Source organism: Streptomyces sp. CA-288835 (genome assembly GCF_050936385.1).
Taxonomy (GTDB): domain Bacteria; phylum Actinomycetota; class Actinomycetes; order Streptomycetales; family Streptomycetaceae; genus Streptomyces.
Genome location: NZ_JBNJMW010000001.1, coordinates 3,230,410 through 3,243,819, shown reverse-complemented (window position 1 = coordinate 3,243,819; position 13,410 = coordinate 3,230,410). Strand labels below are relative to the sequence as shown.

At 68.9% G+C, this 13,410-nt stretch carries 14 protein-coding genes and 1 pseudogene; 8 read left to right on the top strand and 7 right to left on the bottom strand.

Annotated elements, in window-relative coordinates:
* Positions 1–6: 6 nt before the first annotated feature.
* The 3 genes and pseudogenes from ACQEVY_RS14420 to ACQEVY_RS14410 all read right to left on the bottom strand — a co-directional run.
* Positions 7–1,116, bottom strand: a pseudogene (locus ACQEVY_RS14420) (glycoside hydrolase family 18 protein); the annotation flags it as partial.
* 294 nt (positions 1,117–1,410) lie between these two features.
* Positions 1,411–2,052 (bottom strand): response regulator, encoded by a 642-nt coding sequence (locus ACQEVY_RS14415; protein ID WP_432948437.1) that lies wholly within the window; start codon positions 2,050–2,052, stop codon positions 1,411–1,413.
* Positions 2,049–3,281 (bottom strand): sensor histidine kinase, encoded by a 1,233-nt coding sequence (locus tag ACQEVY_RS14410; RefSeq protein ID WP_432948435.1) that lies wholly within the window; start codon positions 3,279–3,281, stop codon positions 2,049–2,051. The genes ACQEVY_RS14415 and ACQEVY_RS14410 overlap by 4 nt, the downstream gene beginning before the upstream one ends.
* Before the next feature lie 152 nt (positions 3,282–3,433).
* Between ACQEVY_RS14410 and ACQEVY_RS14405 the strand changes: the two genes are divergently transcribed.
* The 3 genes from ACQEVY_RS14405 to ACQEVY_RS14395 all read left to right on the top strand — a co-directional run bounded on the left by ACQEVY_RS14405 (position 3,434) and on the right by ACQEVY_RS14395 (position 4,633).
* The gene (locus ACQEVY_RS14405) at positions 3,434–4,015 is read left to right on the top strand and encodes a hypothetical protein (protein ID WP_432948433.1); all 582 of its coding nucleotides are present in this window, start codon (positions 3,434–3,436) and stop codon (positions 4,013–4,015) included.
* 76 nt (positions 4,016–4,091) lie between these two features.
* Positions 4,092–4,367, top strand: a complete 276-nt coding sequence (locus ACQEVY_RS14400) for a type II toxin-antitoxin system Phd/YefM family antitoxin (RefSeq protein ID WP_432948431.1) — start codon at positions 4,092–4,094, stop codon at positions 4,365–4,367.
* On the top strand, positions 4,364–4,633 hold the full coding sequence (locus ACQEVY_RS14395; RefSeq protein WP_432948429.1) for a type II toxin-antitoxin system RelE family toxin: 270 nt from the start codon (positions 4,364–4,366) through the stop codon (positions 4,631–4,633). The genes ACQEVY_RS14400 and ACQEVY_RS14395 overlap by 4 nt, the downstream gene beginning before the upstream one ends.
* Before the next feature lie 27 nt (positions 4,634–4,660).
* Here ACQEVY_RS14395 and ACQEVY_RS14390 read toward each other — a convergent pair whose 3' ends face one another.
* The 3 genes from ACQEVY_RS14390 to ACQEVY_RS14380 are packed head-to-tail and all read right to left on the bottom strand — an operon-like array spanning position 4,661 to position 6,786.
* The gene (locus ACQEVY_RS14390; protein WP_432948427.1) at positions 4,661–5,233 is read right to left on the bottom strand and encodes a cob(I)yrinic acid a,c-diamide adenosyltransferase; all 573 of its coding nucleotides are present in this window, start codon (positions 5,231–5,233) and stop codon (positions 4,661–4,663) included.
* Between the two features lie 13 nt (positions 5,234–5,246).
* Complete coding sequence (locus tag ACQEVY_RS14385) at positions 5,247–5,996, bottom strand: ABC transporter permease (protein ID WP_432948425.1); 750 nt, start codon at positions 5,994–5,996, stop codon at positions 5,247–5,249.
* A gap of 7 nt (positions 5,997–6,003) precedes the next feature.
* Positions 6,004–6,786, bottom strand: a complete 783-nt coding sequence (locus ACQEVY_RS14380; protein ID WP_432948423.1) for an ABC transporter ATP-binding protein — start codon at positions 6,784–6,786, stop codon at positions 6,004–6,006.
* A gap of 96 nt (positions 6,787–6,882) precedes the next feature.
* On the opposite strand from ACQEVY_RS14380, the gene ACQEVY_RS14375 reads away from it, so the two are divergent.
* The 4 genes from ACQEVY_RS14375 (at position 6,883) to ACQEVY_RS14360 (ending at position 11,880) form a co-directional block, all read left to right on the top strand.
* Positions 6,883–7,524 (top strand): TetR/AcrR family transcriptional regulator, encoded by a 642-nt coding sequence (locus ACQEVY_RS14375; RefSeq protein ID WP_432948421.1) that lies wholly within the window; start codon positions 6,883–6,885, stop codon positions 7,522–7,524.
* A gap of 134 nt (positions 7,525–7,658) precedes the next feature.
* Entirely contained in the window at positions 7,659–8,507 is an 849-nt protein-coding gene (locus ACQEVY_RS14370) for a 3-hydroxyacyl-CoA dehydrogenase family protein (RefSeq protein ID WP_432948419.1), read from the top strand.
* Between the two features lie 165 nt (positions 8,508–8,672).
* Complete coding sequence (locus ACQEVY_RS14365; protein WP_165340644.1) at positions 8,673–8,996, top strand: STAS domain-containing protein; 324 nt, start codon at positions 8,673–8,675, stop codon at positions 8,994–8,996.
* 295 nt (positions 8,997–9,291) lie between these two features.
* A complete protein-coding gene (locus tag ACQEVY_RS14360; protein WP_432948417.1) occupies positions 9,292–11,880 on the top strand; it encodes an ATP-binding protein in 2,589 nt (862 codons plus the stop codon).
* A gap of 116 nt (positions 11,881–11,996) precedes the next feature.
* Here ACQEVY_RS14360 and nucS read toward each other — a convergent pair whose 3' ends face one another.
* On the bottom strand, positions 11,997–12,668 hold the full coding sequence (nucS, locus tag ACQEVY_RS14355; RefSeq protein ID WP_165340642.1) for an endonuclease NucS: 672 nt from the start codon (positions 12,666–12,668) through the stop codon (positions 11,997–11,999).
* A gap of 280 nt (positions 12,669–12,948) precedes the next feature.
* Here nucS and ACQEVY_RS14350 point away from each other — a divergent pair, with 280 nt between their 5' ends.
* Positions 12,949–13,341, top strand: coding sequence for an SCO5389 family protein (locus tag ACQEVY_RS14350; RefSeq protein WP_165340641.1), 393 nt, complete (start codon positions 12,949–12,951; stop codon positions 13,339–13,341).
* Positions 13,342–13,410 lie beyond the last annotated feature (69 nt).

Sequence of the window (13,410 nt, the reverse complement as noted above, 5' to 3'; positions counted from 1 at the left end):
CAGGCGTTAGCTGAGGCCCTTGTTGATGGCCTTCACCAGTTCGCCGTTGCCGGTGTCACCGCTGAACTCCCAGAAGAACGCGCCGCCCAGGCCCTGCTTCTTGGCCCAGCTCATCTTTCCGAGGATCGTCGCCGGGGTGTCGTAGGACCACCATTCCTTGCCGCAGTGCGCGTAGGCCGTGCCGCCGACGGTGCCGGTGGCCGGGCAGGACGTCTTGAGGACCTTGTAGTCCTCGAAGCCCGCCTCGTACGTGCCCGGGGCCGCCCCCGTCGCCGTACCGCCGGGCGCGGACTGTGTGACGCCGGTCCAGCCGCGACCGTAGAAGCCGAGGCCGAGCAGCAGCTTCTTCGCGGGCACGCCGAGCGACTTGTACTTGGCGATGGCCTCGGCGCTGGTGAAGCCCCGCTGCGGAATGCCGCGGTAGGGGGTGAGCGCGGAGTGCGGGGCGGTGGGACCGTCCGCGGCCCAGGCGCCGAAGAAGTCGTACGTCATCACGTTGTACCAGTTGAGGTACCGCGCGGCGCCCGCGTAGTCGGCGGCCTCGATCTTGCCGCCGGACGAGGCGTCGGCGGTGACGGCGGCGGTGACCAGGTACTTCGCGCCGAACTCGGTACGCAGGGCGCGCATCATGTCCCGGTAGGCCGTGGCATCGCTGGTGTCGCAGGTCAGACCGCAGGCCCCCGGGTACTCCCAGTCGATGTCGATGCCGTCGAAGACATCGGCCCAGCGCGGGTCCTCGACCAGGTCGTGGCAGGACTTGGCGAAGGCCGCCGGGTCCTTGGCCGCCTCGGTGAAGCCGCCGGACCAACTCCAGCCGCCGAAGGAGAAGAGGATCTTGATGTGCGGATACTTGGCCTTCAGCTGGCGCAGCTGGTTGAAGTTGCCCTTGAGCGGCTGATCCGCGGTGTCGGCCGTGCCGCTCACCGAATTCTCGGCGGAGACCGGCATCTCGTAGTCGGCCCATGAGTCGCCGACCGCGCACTTGCCGTCGACGACGTTTCCGAAGGCGTAGTTGATGTGCGTGACCTTGGCGGCGGAGCCGGAGGTCACCAGGTTCTTGACGTGGTAATTGCGGCCGTAGACGCCCCACTGGATGAAGTAACCGAGCTTGACGGTCTTCTCCGGCGGCGGAGCGGGCGCGGCATCCACGGCGTCCACGGTAGCCGGGGCGGAGTTCGGGGTGGCCGGCTGGGCGGGACCGGCGAGGCCGACCAGGGCGGCGAGCGGGAGCAGCAGGGTGGCGAACCCTGCCACGGCTCTGTGTCTGACTCTGAGGCCGAAGCGCATGCGGGGACTCCTCGGAGAGGTGAGGGAGCTGAGAGCGGTGTGAGGGGGTGCGCTGGACAATAGAAAGGTCTGGACCATAGGTCAATAGGTCCAGACCACTGGCTGTGCTCGGCGGCGTGCTTGTTACACGCCCAACTCCTGCGCCAGCACCGCCGCTTGCACCCGGCTGCGCAGCTCCAACTTCCCCAGCAGACGGCTGACATGGGTCTTCACCGTGGCCTCCGCCATGTCCAGGCGGTCGGCGATCTCCGCGTTGGACAGCCCGTCGCCGAGGCAGGACAGCACCTCGCGTTCACGGCGGGTGAGGGATTCCAGGACTGCGGGGTCGGGCCGTGGACCCCGTACGGGCTTCGCGGCGAACTCGGCGATCAGGCGCCGCGTGACCGCGGGCGCGATCAGGCCCTCGCCGCGTGCGACCGTGCGGACCGCTTCGATGAGAGCCTGCGCCTCGGTGTTCTTCAGCAGAAAGCCGGAGGCACCGGCCCGTAGGGCTCCGAAGACGTATTCGTCGAGGTCGAAGGTGGTCAGCACGAGCACGTCGGCGAGGCCCTCGTCGACCACCTGGCGGGTGGCCGAGACGCCGTCGAGACGGGGCATCTGGATGTCCATCAGGACGACGTCCGGCCTCAACTCCCGCGCCAGGGCGACCGCTTCCTCGCCGTCCGCGGCCTGGCCGGCCACCTCGATATCGGGCGCGCTGCGCAGAATGAGGACCAGCCCGGCACGTACGGCGGACTGGTCCTCGGCGACGAGCACGCGGATCATTCGGTTCCTCCCAGGGTGGTCGGCAGGGTGGCGTGTACGGTCCAGATCTTGCCGCCGCGTGATTCGGGCGAGCCGTGCAGGTCGCGTGAGTCGCCCGCGTCGGGTGCGCTTTCGGGCCCGGCCTCGAAGGTGCCGCCCAGCAGCGCGACCCGCTCCCGCATGCCGACCAGACCGGCGCCCGAGCCGGGGGCGCTCGGGCCGTCGCGGTCCCCGTACGGGCTGGTCACCCGCAGGCTCAGGGTGCCGTCCTGCTGGGCGAGCGTCACGGTGACGCGGCCGGGGGAGGCGTGCTTGAGGGCGTTGGTCAGGGACTCCTGGACGATGCGGTACGCGGCGAGCTCGACCGGCGCGGGGAGCTTCATGGGCGTGCTGTCGAGCGTGACGTCGAGGCCGTTGGTGCGGGCGGTGTCGACGAGTGCGCCGAGCCCGTCCAGGGTGGGGGCGGCCGAGGGCTCGGTGTCGCCGCTGGAGTCCCGGAGTATCCCGATGAGCCGCCGCATCTCCGCCAGGCCCTCGACGCTGTTCTCCCGGATGATGCCGAGGGCCTGCTTCGTCGTGTCCGTGTCGTCGATGGAGAGCGCGGCCGTGGAATGGATGGCGATCGCGGACAGGTGGTTGGCCACCATGTCGTGCAACTCCCTTGCCATCCGGGCGCGTTCGGCGGTGACCGCCTGGGTGCGGTCGATCTCGGCGAGCAGGGCGGTCTGTTCGGCGCGCAGACGGGCGGCTTCGGCGGCGTCGCGGTGGTTGCGGACGATCCAGCCGGTGGAGGCGGGGGCGAGCCCCACCACGCCGACGGCCACGCCGAACAGGATGGCCTCCGGCCTCCGCCAGAGCGCGAGGGGCACCACCGCGGCGAGCACCGTGAGCAGGCCGGTGATCCAGGGGATGCGGCGGGCGGAGGCCGGGGTGCCGTACAGGACGGCCGCGTAGACGATGTCGGTGAACAGCACGACGGTGACCACGTTGCCCCGCGTGATCGTGTCGGCCGTCAGCATGAGGATGCCGATGAGCAGGGCCGTACGCGGCATGGTCCGGCGCAGCAACTCACAGCCGGCCATCACGGCGAGCGGCACCAGCGCCGCCCACTCCGGGGACCACAGGACGATGCCGTTGTCGCCCCCTAGACGGGGGAAGAGACCGAGGATCCAGAACAGGAGCCCTCCGAGCAGCCCGCCCACCGCGATGAGCACGTCGTCGCGGTGCGGGCGGGGCAGTCGTACAGCCATGAAGCCATCCAACACGGCGTCCGCGCCCGGCGCCTGATCCTGCGGAACGGTCCACGGCTACATCGAAGGATGCAGTGCCGTTTCGTCACCGGTGACGACGAATCGGGCCGATGCCGCCGGGAGCCTGGAGAGGTGACCGAGAGGAGCAAGCCGTGATCGTCACACTCATCATCGTCTGCGAAGTCGCCTTCTGGGTGCTGCTGGCCGCCGGCCTGGCCGCGCGCTATCTGCTCAAGATGCCGCGCACCGGCCTCGCCCTGCTGCTGTGCGAGCCACTCCTCGAAGTCCTGCTGTTCACCGTCACCGCGATCGACCTCAAGAACGGCGCCGAGCCCGACTGGAAGCACGGCCTCGCCGCCGTCTACATCGGCTTCACCGTGGGTCTGGGCCACTCCATGATCAAGTGGGCAGACGCCCAGTTCGCGCACCGCTACGCAGGCGGCCCACCGCCGCCGAAGCCGCCGAAGTACGGAATGGCCCGCGCGCTGCACGAGTGGAAGACCGCGGCCCGCTGGATCCTCGCCGCGGTCGTCGCACTGGCCCTGCTCCAGGCCGCGATCTGGTACGTCGGCTCCGGCGGCGACACCGAGTCCCTGCGCACCTGGCAGTCGAGGATGCTCTTCGTGATCGGCATCAACGTGCTCATCGCACTCGGCTACACGGTGTGGCCGAAGAAGGCCCCGCACGGTTACGTGGAGAAGGACCCGTACGCGGAGAAGCCAACGATCCGCTGAGCCGCTCCGCCCCAGGAATGGACCGGGCTTCGTCACCGGCGACCCGTGTGTACACGTAGATGGGTACACTTGCGCCATGGATGAATCCGTATCGGTGCGCGAAGCCCGTGCCGGCCTAGCGAAGCTTCTCGACCAGGCCGAGGCGGGGGAGCCCACGGTCATCACCCGAGGTGGCACTCCCGTCGCCGCGATCGTGCCCATCGAGGAGTACGACGCGCTGGAAGCAGCCGCAGACGAACTCCTCGCCCGCAAGGCCATCCGGACCCTTGAGGAGGATGGCGGCGAGCCGCGCGCGACCATGGCCGAAGTCCTCGCCGACATCTTCGGGACCGGCGCGACGGACGTGGCGTGAAATACGCCTTCGAGTTCACCGCCGCCGCGCGACGCCAGCTGCGCACCATCGACCAGACGACGGCCCTGCGCATCCTCCACGCGCTCAGCCGCATCGGTGACGATCCCTATCGCGATGACGCTGACGTGAAGAAGCTGTCCGGGTACGACGATCTGTACCGTCTGCGGGTTGGCGCTTACCGGATCGCCTACACCATCGATGACGGGAAGCTGATCATCTTGGTGGTCGAGGTCGGACACCGCAGGGACATCTATCGAAGGCTCTGACCGTCGCCGTCAGGGCACGGCGGCTCTTCAGCGCTCGCCCCCCGGCACCCAGAGCACGTCCCCGACCTCCTTGTTGGCCGACCGGGCAAGGATGAACAGTAGGTCGGAGAGCCGGTTGAGGTAGGTGGCGGTGAGGGGGTTCATGGTGTCGCCGTGGGCCTCCAGGGCCGCCCACGTCGACCGTTCCGCCCGTCGTACGACCGTGCACGCCTGGTGCAGCAGTGCCGCGCCGGGTGTGCCGCCGGGGAGGATGAAGGAGCGGAGCTTTTCCAGTTCGGCGAGGAAGCGGTCGCAGTCCGCCTCCAGCTTGTCGATGTAGAACTGCTCGACCCTGAGGGGCGGGAACTCCGGGTTCTCGACTACCGGCGTCGACAGGTCCGCACCCACGTCGAACAGATCGTTCTGTACGCGTGTGAGGACCTTGACGATCTCCTCGTCCAGGCCTCCGAGGGCGATCGCCGTACCGATCACCGCGTTCGCCTCGTTGGCGTCCGCGTACGCCGCGATCCGCAGATCGGTCTTGGCGACCCGGCTCATGTCGCCGAGGGCGGTGGTGCCCTGGTCGCCGGTCCTGGTGTAGATGCGCGTCAGATTGACCATGTGACCAGCCTAGTTACGCTCCGGCCTTCCGGAACACTCGTGTGCCCACCGTCACGGCGAGCGCCGCGAAGCAGAGGGCCACGAGCACGCCGTACAGCATCGTGGTGGTGGCGTACGAGCCGACGTACGCGTCCCGCATCGCGTCGACCAGATAGCGCACCGGCATGAACCGCGAGAGCACGTCCAGCCAGCCGGGCGCCAGGGCCATCGGCAGCATCAGACCGGACAGCAGCATGGACGGCATCGCGATCGCGTTGATGGCGGGACCGAACTCCTGCGGGGTCCGCACCGTCATCGCGAACGCGCACGAGAGCGCGGCGAGCGACACGGAGAGCAGCGCCACGAAGGCGAAGCCGATGAGGACGCCGGCGAGTGGTGCGCGCAGGCCCATCACCAGTGCCGAGAGCACCAGCAGCACGGACTGGAAGACGAAGAGCAGGGCATCGCGCAGTACCCGTCCGAGCAGCAGGGCCAGCCTGCTGACCGGGGTCACCCGCATCCGCTCGATCACTCCGGTCTGCTTCTCGATGATGATCGAGAATCCGCTGAACGAGGCGCCGAACAGGCCGAGTTGGAGTAACAGCCCGGGGACCAGCACCTGCCATGACGAGCCTTGCGAGCCCAGCGGCAGGTCGGTGAGCAGCGGTCCGAAGAAGAGCAGGTAGAGCAGCGGCATGAGAATGCCGAAGAGCATCTGGAACTTGGAGCGCAGCGTCTGGCGGGCGTAGCGGCCGAAGACCAGCGCGGTGTCGTGCAGAAACATGGGGGTCCTATACGGCTACGGGGGTGGAGTCGGCGGGTACGGGACCGCGACCGGTGATGGCGAGGAAGGTGTCCTGGAGGGTGGCGTCGAGTGACCCGCCGTACTGGAGCTTGAGCGCGCCCGGCGTGCCCTCGGCCACCACCGTTCCCTTGTCGACGATCACCAGCCGGTCCGCGAGCGCGTCCGCCTCGTCGAGGTAGTGCGTGGTCAGGAATACGGTCGTGCCGTACTCGTCGCGCAGCCGCCGCACCAGATCCCACAGATCGGCGCGGCTGCCGGGGTCGAGCCCGGTCGTCGGCTCGTCGAGGAAGAGCACCTCGGGCCGGTGCATCAGGCCCATCGCGATGTCCAGCCGCCGCCGCTGGCCGCCGGAGAGCGCCGCGCACTTGCGGTCCAGGAACTCGGTCAGGCCCAGGTCCTTGGCCAACTCCTCGGCGCGGGCGATGGCCTGAGGTTTCGTCAGGCGGTAGAGGCGCCCCTGGGTGACCAGTTCCTCGCGTACGGAGATGTTCGGGTCGACGCCTCCGGACTGGGCGACATAGCCCGTCTTCTCGCGCACGCGGCCGGGTTCGCGGACCAGGTCGCAGCCGGCGACCGTGGCCGCGCCCCCGGTGGGCGCGAGCAGTGTGGTGAGCATCCGAAGCGTGGTCGTCTTGCCCGCGCCGTTGGGTCCGAGAAAGCCGACGATCTCGCCCGGCTGAACGGTGAGGTCCACGCCCCGCACCGCCTCCACCGGGCCTTGTTTCGTCTGGAAGGTCCGGGCCAGCCCGGCCGTACTGATGATTGCCATGCGCCAAGAAAAACAGAGTCCATGAAATTTTGCAACAACACCAAAAATTGTCTGGACCCAAGATTGGCCTCACCGCAGCAAAGCTACGATGGAGGCATGGCAGAGGGGCTCAGGGAGCGGAAGAAGCGCGAGACGAGGCAGCGGATCTCGGACATCGCCACGTCGCTGTTCGTGGAGCACGGCTTCGTGACCGTGACGATCGCGGACATCGCCGACAAGGCCGACGTCTCCGTGAACACCGTCTACAACTACTTCCCCGCCAAGGAGGACCTCTTCCTCGACCGCAGCAAGGACGTGGTCCACCGACTCTCGCGTTGGGTGCGCGGCCGTGACGTGGGGGAGTCGGCCGCTGCCGCCGTACTGCGCGAGCTGCGGGAGGAGGTCGAGACGGTCTCGCCGCGCGTCGGTCTCATGGAGGGCTACGAACAGTTCATGAGGGTCATCCATGAGGCGCCCACCTTGCGTTCCAGGCTGTGGAGCGTCCAGCAGGAGGTCCAGGAGAACTTGGAGGCGACCCTGCGCGAGGAAACCGGCGCCCCTGTCGACGACCCCATGCCCACGCTGATCGCCGGTCAGATCAACTGGCTGCACCAGACGGTGATGGGCGTCATCGGCCGCGAAATGGTCGCCGGGCGCAAACCGGGCGAAGTGTCCCGAGAGGTGCTCTTGCTCCTGGACGACATGGAGGACCTGTTGAGCGAGAAGGTCCTCAACTACGCCGTACGAGCGCCGGAATGACCCCTCCCGGTGTGATGTCCGTCCATTGAGACGTGACGCGCATTACTAACTAGTCACACAGCCCTTAACGAGCGCTAAGGTCCGCCGGAGAGGCAGATATAAGCAGCGTGTTAGTGGGTTAGGGGAGTCGGACTGTGGCGCGGAAGCTTGCCGTCATCGGAGCCGGACTGATGGGTTCCGGTATTGCCCAGGTATCCGCACAGGCCGGCTGGGACGTCGTCCTACGGGACGTCACCGATGAGGCGCTGACCCGTGGCACCGACGGCATCAAGGCCTCGTACGAGAAGTTCGTGAGCAAGGGGAAGCTGGACGCCGATGCGGCCGAGGAGGCCTTGGGGCGTATCACCGCGACCACCGATCTCGACGCGGTCGCCGACGCCGACATCGTCGTCGAGGCCGTCTTCGAGAAGCTGGACGTCAAGCACGAGATCTTCCGTGCGCTCGACAAACTGGTGAGGGACGAGGCCGTACTCGCGTCCAACACCTCCGCCATCCCGATCACCAAGATCGCGGCGGCCACCGAGCGCCCGGAGCGGGTCGTCGGCGTCCACTTCTTCTCGCCGGTCCCGATGATGCAGCTGTGCGAGCTGGTGCGCGGCTACAAGACGAGCGACGAAACGCTCGCCACCGCACGGGAGTTCGCGGAATCGGTCGGCAAGACCTGCATCGTCGTCAACCGCGACGTCGCCGGCTTCGTCACTACGAGGCTCATCTCGGCGCTCGTCGTCGAGGCGGCGAAGCTGTACGAGTCGGGCGTGGCCAGCGCCGAGGACATCGACGTCGCCTGCAAGCTGGGCTTCGGTCACGCGATGGGGCCGCTGGCCACCGCCGACCTGACCGGCGTGGACATCCTGCTGCACGCCACGAGCAACATCTACACGGAGACGCAGGACGAGAAGTTCGCGCCTCCGGAACTGATGCGCCGGATGGTCGACGCCGGTGATATCGGACGCAAGAGCGGGCAGGGCTTTTACGCCTACTGACGTTCTGTCGTCCCCTACAGTGATCACCCTTCGGGGTGGTTTCGGTATCGGTTCGCTTACAGACGGCAACTTCTGCCCCGGTACGGCAGTCAGTCCTGGCACAAACACAGGACACGGAAGAGCACGAAAGACGCTGAACACGAAACGCACTCTCGGGGAGCGCATATGCACATCAGGGGCGACCACGCCGAGCTGGCCGTCGGGGGCCGCCTCGACGTCGTCAGCGCGGCGGACGCCCGTACGGTCCTGCACTCGGCCGTCGACGACGGAGCCGGCGACCTGGTGCTCGACCTGTCAGAACTGGACTCCTGGGACGCCACCGGACTCGGTGTCATCATGGGGGCCCACCGACGGGCGGGGAGGTGTGGCCGGAGGCTTGTGCTGCGCGGCGTCCCGCCGCAGATGCAACGCCTGTTGGTGGCGACCCGGCTGCACCGGATCCTGGCGATCGAGGGTGGCATCGGAGTCGAGTCGCTGCCCCGGGTATGAGCCGGACCGCCGCCTCCAGAAGGAACGTACCGCCGCTCACTCGAGAACCGGCTTTCGCAAGGAACCGGACCGCCGTCTCCTGCATGAAAAGCACAGCGAACACAATCCTCATGAAGCTGTGACGTCTAGGACGGCGCCGTACCCCGTCTGTTCGTAGATACTGTGCAAAGGTTTAGGGTTCGGCTGCCCGCTATACCCTCACCAACCCGTAAGCGGGCACCGGACCAGAAGCGACAGCGCAGTGTGCAGCAGGCCGGGGGGCTCGGCACACAACGCTTTTGGGGGGCTTGGACCTATGGACCCGACGAACAACCGAGGACCCGAAGAGCACGTCCGCGACGACGACGTCCGGACGCCTCGACAACGTCCGCCGCGCGATCCGCTCACGCAGGCGCTCGCACCGGGAAACAGCCAGAACGCGCCGGCACTGGCGCGCACCGTCCAGCTCGTGTCCGGTGACTTCCTGCTCACCGTCAATCCCGTCGACGGCAGCGAGATAGAGCTCTGCCCGCCGGGCGAACGGCCGGGCAGACCGGTGAAGTTCACACCCGCGGAGCGAGCCGAGCTGGCGCGCGCCTCGCGGCCGCCCGTACCACCGGGGCACTCGCTGCCCCGGATGCCGCTCCTGGAGCGCCAGGAGGAGCGTGAGCGGCTTGTACGCCTGCTTGCGCGCGGGCGCTCCGTACGGCTCACCGGGCCGTCGGGATCGGGCCGTACGGCGCTTCTGGACGCCGTCGCCGAGGACTGCGCGGATCTCGCGCCGGACGGCGTCGTACGTCTCAGCGGCTACCGCCGCACCGTCGGCGATCTGCTGCACGACCTCTTCGCGGCCGTCTACAGCGCGCCGCTGTACCGGCCGGAGCCGGACGAACTGCTCGCGCTCGTCCGGGAGATCGGCGCGGTCGTCGTCCTCGACGACATCGAGTTCGGCGGCGGCGCGCTCGACGGGCTGCTCGACGCGACGCCCGAGTGCGCCTTCCTGATCTCCGCGACGCCCGAGGTCGCCGCGCCGTCCGCCGACTCACTCCTCGAAGAGGTGTTCCTCGGGGGCCTGGGCCGGGCCGGCGGGCTCGAACTGCTCGAGCGTGCCGTGGGCCGCGTACTGACCGAGGACGAGGCGAACTGGGCGGGCGACCTCTGGTTCGAGTCCGAGGGACGGCCGCTGCGCTTCGTACAGGCCGGCGCCCTGCTGCGGCAGCGCGACCAACTGCGCGCCGACCCGAACGCCTTCGACGAGTACGGCTACTACGAGGACGCGCCCGTGGACGCGCCCTTCGACGCCGACGACCTCCACGACGTACCGCTGCCCTCGCTCGCCGACGGCGCCGCACCCGCCGCGCTGCTCGCCTCCCGGCTCAGCGAATCGGCGCGCGCCACGCTGCGGTTCGCCGTCGCCCTGGGCGGCGAGGTGCCGCACCAGGCGCATCTGCCGGCGCTGGTCGGGGACACGCACGCGGACGCGGCGCTCGCGGAGCTGGTCGGCTGCGCGCTCGTCACGCCGGTCGGCTCGCACTACCGGCTCGCGGCGGGCGTGCACACCCAGCTGACGGCCAACGGGTATGCCTCCGACGCGCATGAGCGGGCGCAGACCGCCGCCCAGCACTACGCCTGGTGGGCCGGGCATCCTTCGGTCACGCCGGAGCGGGTCGCCGCCGAGGCGGACGCCGTGCTCGCGGCGCTCACCGGGCTTGTGTCGGTCGCCGAGCCGCCGTTGGAGGGCGAGGAGGAGAGCGTCGCCGTAGCGCTGGCCCGTGCGGTCGCGCCCGCGTTCGCCGCGAGCCTCGACTGGGGTTCGTGGGAGCGCACACTCCGGGCCGGAGCCGAGGTGGCCAGGGTCGCCGGTGAGGTCTCCGAAGAGGCCTACTTCCACCATGAGTTGGGGATACTGGCGCTCTGCGGCAGCCAGTACGACCGGGCCCGCGCCGAGCTGGAGGCCTCCGTCGGGCTGCGCGGCGCCGTCGCGGACAAGCGCGGTAGCACCGCAGGCCGCCGCGCCCTCGCGCTGGTCGACGACCGTACGGGTGTCACGCCGGCCGGCGGGTTCGGGGCGACGACGGGCGAGGAGGTGTCCGACGCGCGGTACGAGGAGTCGGCGTCGCCCCCTGGTGGCGTACCGGCTACGTTCGCGTCGGCCTCGCCGCCCACGCCGCCCCAGCTCGCGACGGTGATCACGCGTCGGACCGGGCCTCCGGCTTCGCACCGGCCCAGCGGCGTCAAGCGGCTGGTGAACGGCACCAAGCGCAATCTGGTGGCCGCGGGCGCGGGAGCGCTCCTCGTCGCTGTACTCGGCACCGTGGTGACGCTCGGCGCCACCTCGGACGGCGAGAACCCGCCGCCTTCGGAAAGGGTCGGCGTCAACCCGTCGGCCGGTCCGGGCGAGAACGGCGGCGGGCTCGGCGCGGACCAGCCGGTGAGGGACGACGACAGCAACTCGGACTCCACGAGCCGTCCGACGCCCCCGGACCCGGGCGAGGACGGCATCGTGGGCACCGCGGACGATCCGACGCCGACGCCGAGCAAGAAGCCGTCGAAGGACGACCCGACCGGGACGAAGGACCCGGACGACCCGACCAAGTCGCCGTCGAAGCCGCCCACGAGCAAGCCGCCGGCGGACGACCCGAAGCCGACGCCACCGGACGACCCGACTCCGCCGGACGACCCGACTCCGCCGGACGACCCCACGCCGCCGGACGACCCGACGCCGACGCCGCCGGACGATCCGACGACTCCGCCGACCGTCGAGCCGCCGGACGACCCCACGCCGCCGGACAACTCGGCCAGCGGCCCGGCGCCCAGCACACCGGTGAGCCCGCCCGAGACCACCGCGAGCGCTCCGGCGGAGAGCGACGATCCGACGGGCGGCGATCTGACGACGGTGATCTGACGCCGGGGTTCTGACAGCCGCATACGACACGGCAGTTGTACGTCACGGCAGAGGGCCGGGTCCGCTTCATGCGGACCCGGCCCTCTGCCGTCGTAAGCCTCAGAACGTCCCGTCCGTCAGAACAGCCGCAGCTTGTCGTCCTCGATGCCCCGCAGCGCGTCGTAGTCGAGGACCGTGCAGCCGATGCCGCGGTCGGTCGCGAGGACGCGGGCCTGCGGCTTGATCTCCTGGGCCGCGAAGATGCCGCGTACCGGCGCGAGATGCGGGTCGCGGTTCAAAAGCTCCAGATAGCGCGTGAGTTGCTCCACGCCGTCGATCTCGCCGCGGCGCTTGATCTCCACGGCGACGGTCTGTCCCTCGGCGTCCCGGCAGAGGATGTCGACCGGGCCGATGGCCGTCATGTACTCGCGGCGGATCAGCGAATAGCCCTCGCCGAGGGTCTCGATGCGGTCGGCGAGCAGTTCCTGGAGGTGTGCTTCCACGCCATCCTTGATCAGGCCCGGGTCCACGCCGAGTTCATGTGAGGAGTCGTGGAGGACTTCCTCCATCGTGATGATGAGCTTCTCGCCCGCCTTGTTGGTGACGGTCCAGACGCCCTTCTCGTCTCCGTCCCCCTCTTTCAACGTGCAGGGCGGAGACATCCAGTTGAGGGGCTTGTAAGCCCGGTCGTCCGCATGAATCGAGACGCTGCCGTCCGCCTTCACCAAGATCAGGCGGGGTGCCGACGGGAGATGGGCGGTGAGCCGGCCGGCGTAGTCGACGGAGCAGCGGGCAATGACGAGACGCATGGTCGGCAACGCTACTCGACGGGCGCTGGTGAACGCGATTCGCCCATCGTCAACGCCTCTTGCCAATGGCACATGCTGTTCGTAAGTGGCCGGTTGTGTGCGCATTGGCGCCCTGCTGTGTTCCAGATGTCCTGGTGCGATCAAGAACAGTTGCCTACCGTATGAACGGGAGGTCGTGGTGCGCGTACGCAGCGTGTCCGTTGTCAGCTTGTCCGTTGTCGCGGTCTCCCGCCCTGTCCGTCAACCCCCTCTGTCGGGAGGGGGTGCGAGAGGAGAACCCATGTCGCTGGACGTCTCACCGGCCCTACTCGAACAGGCCGAGCGAGGCGAGGTCGACGAAGCGGAATTCGTCGACTGCGTCCGGACTTCCCTGCCTTACGCATGGGAGATGATCAGCTCCCTGGTGGCCCAACTGAAGGTCGACGGCGGAAACTTCGCCGACAACCAGACGCCGCCGCCGGACGAGCAGGCACGGGGCCAGTTGCTGCGAGCGCTCGCGAGTGACGCGATACGCGGCGCTCTGCAGCGGCACTTCGGAGTACGGCTGGCCTTCCAGAACTGCCATCGGGTGGCGGTGTTCCCGCTTGACGCGTCGGTTGACGACACGCTGGCCCGCTTCACCTCGGTGCGCAGCCAACTGCTGAACCAGTCCCCGGAGTTCCGGGACTGCTGAGGCAGCGACGCCGCAGGCTTGCCGCCCCGTACGCGGGAGGTGCATTTTTTGCACGGGGCGGCAAGCTCC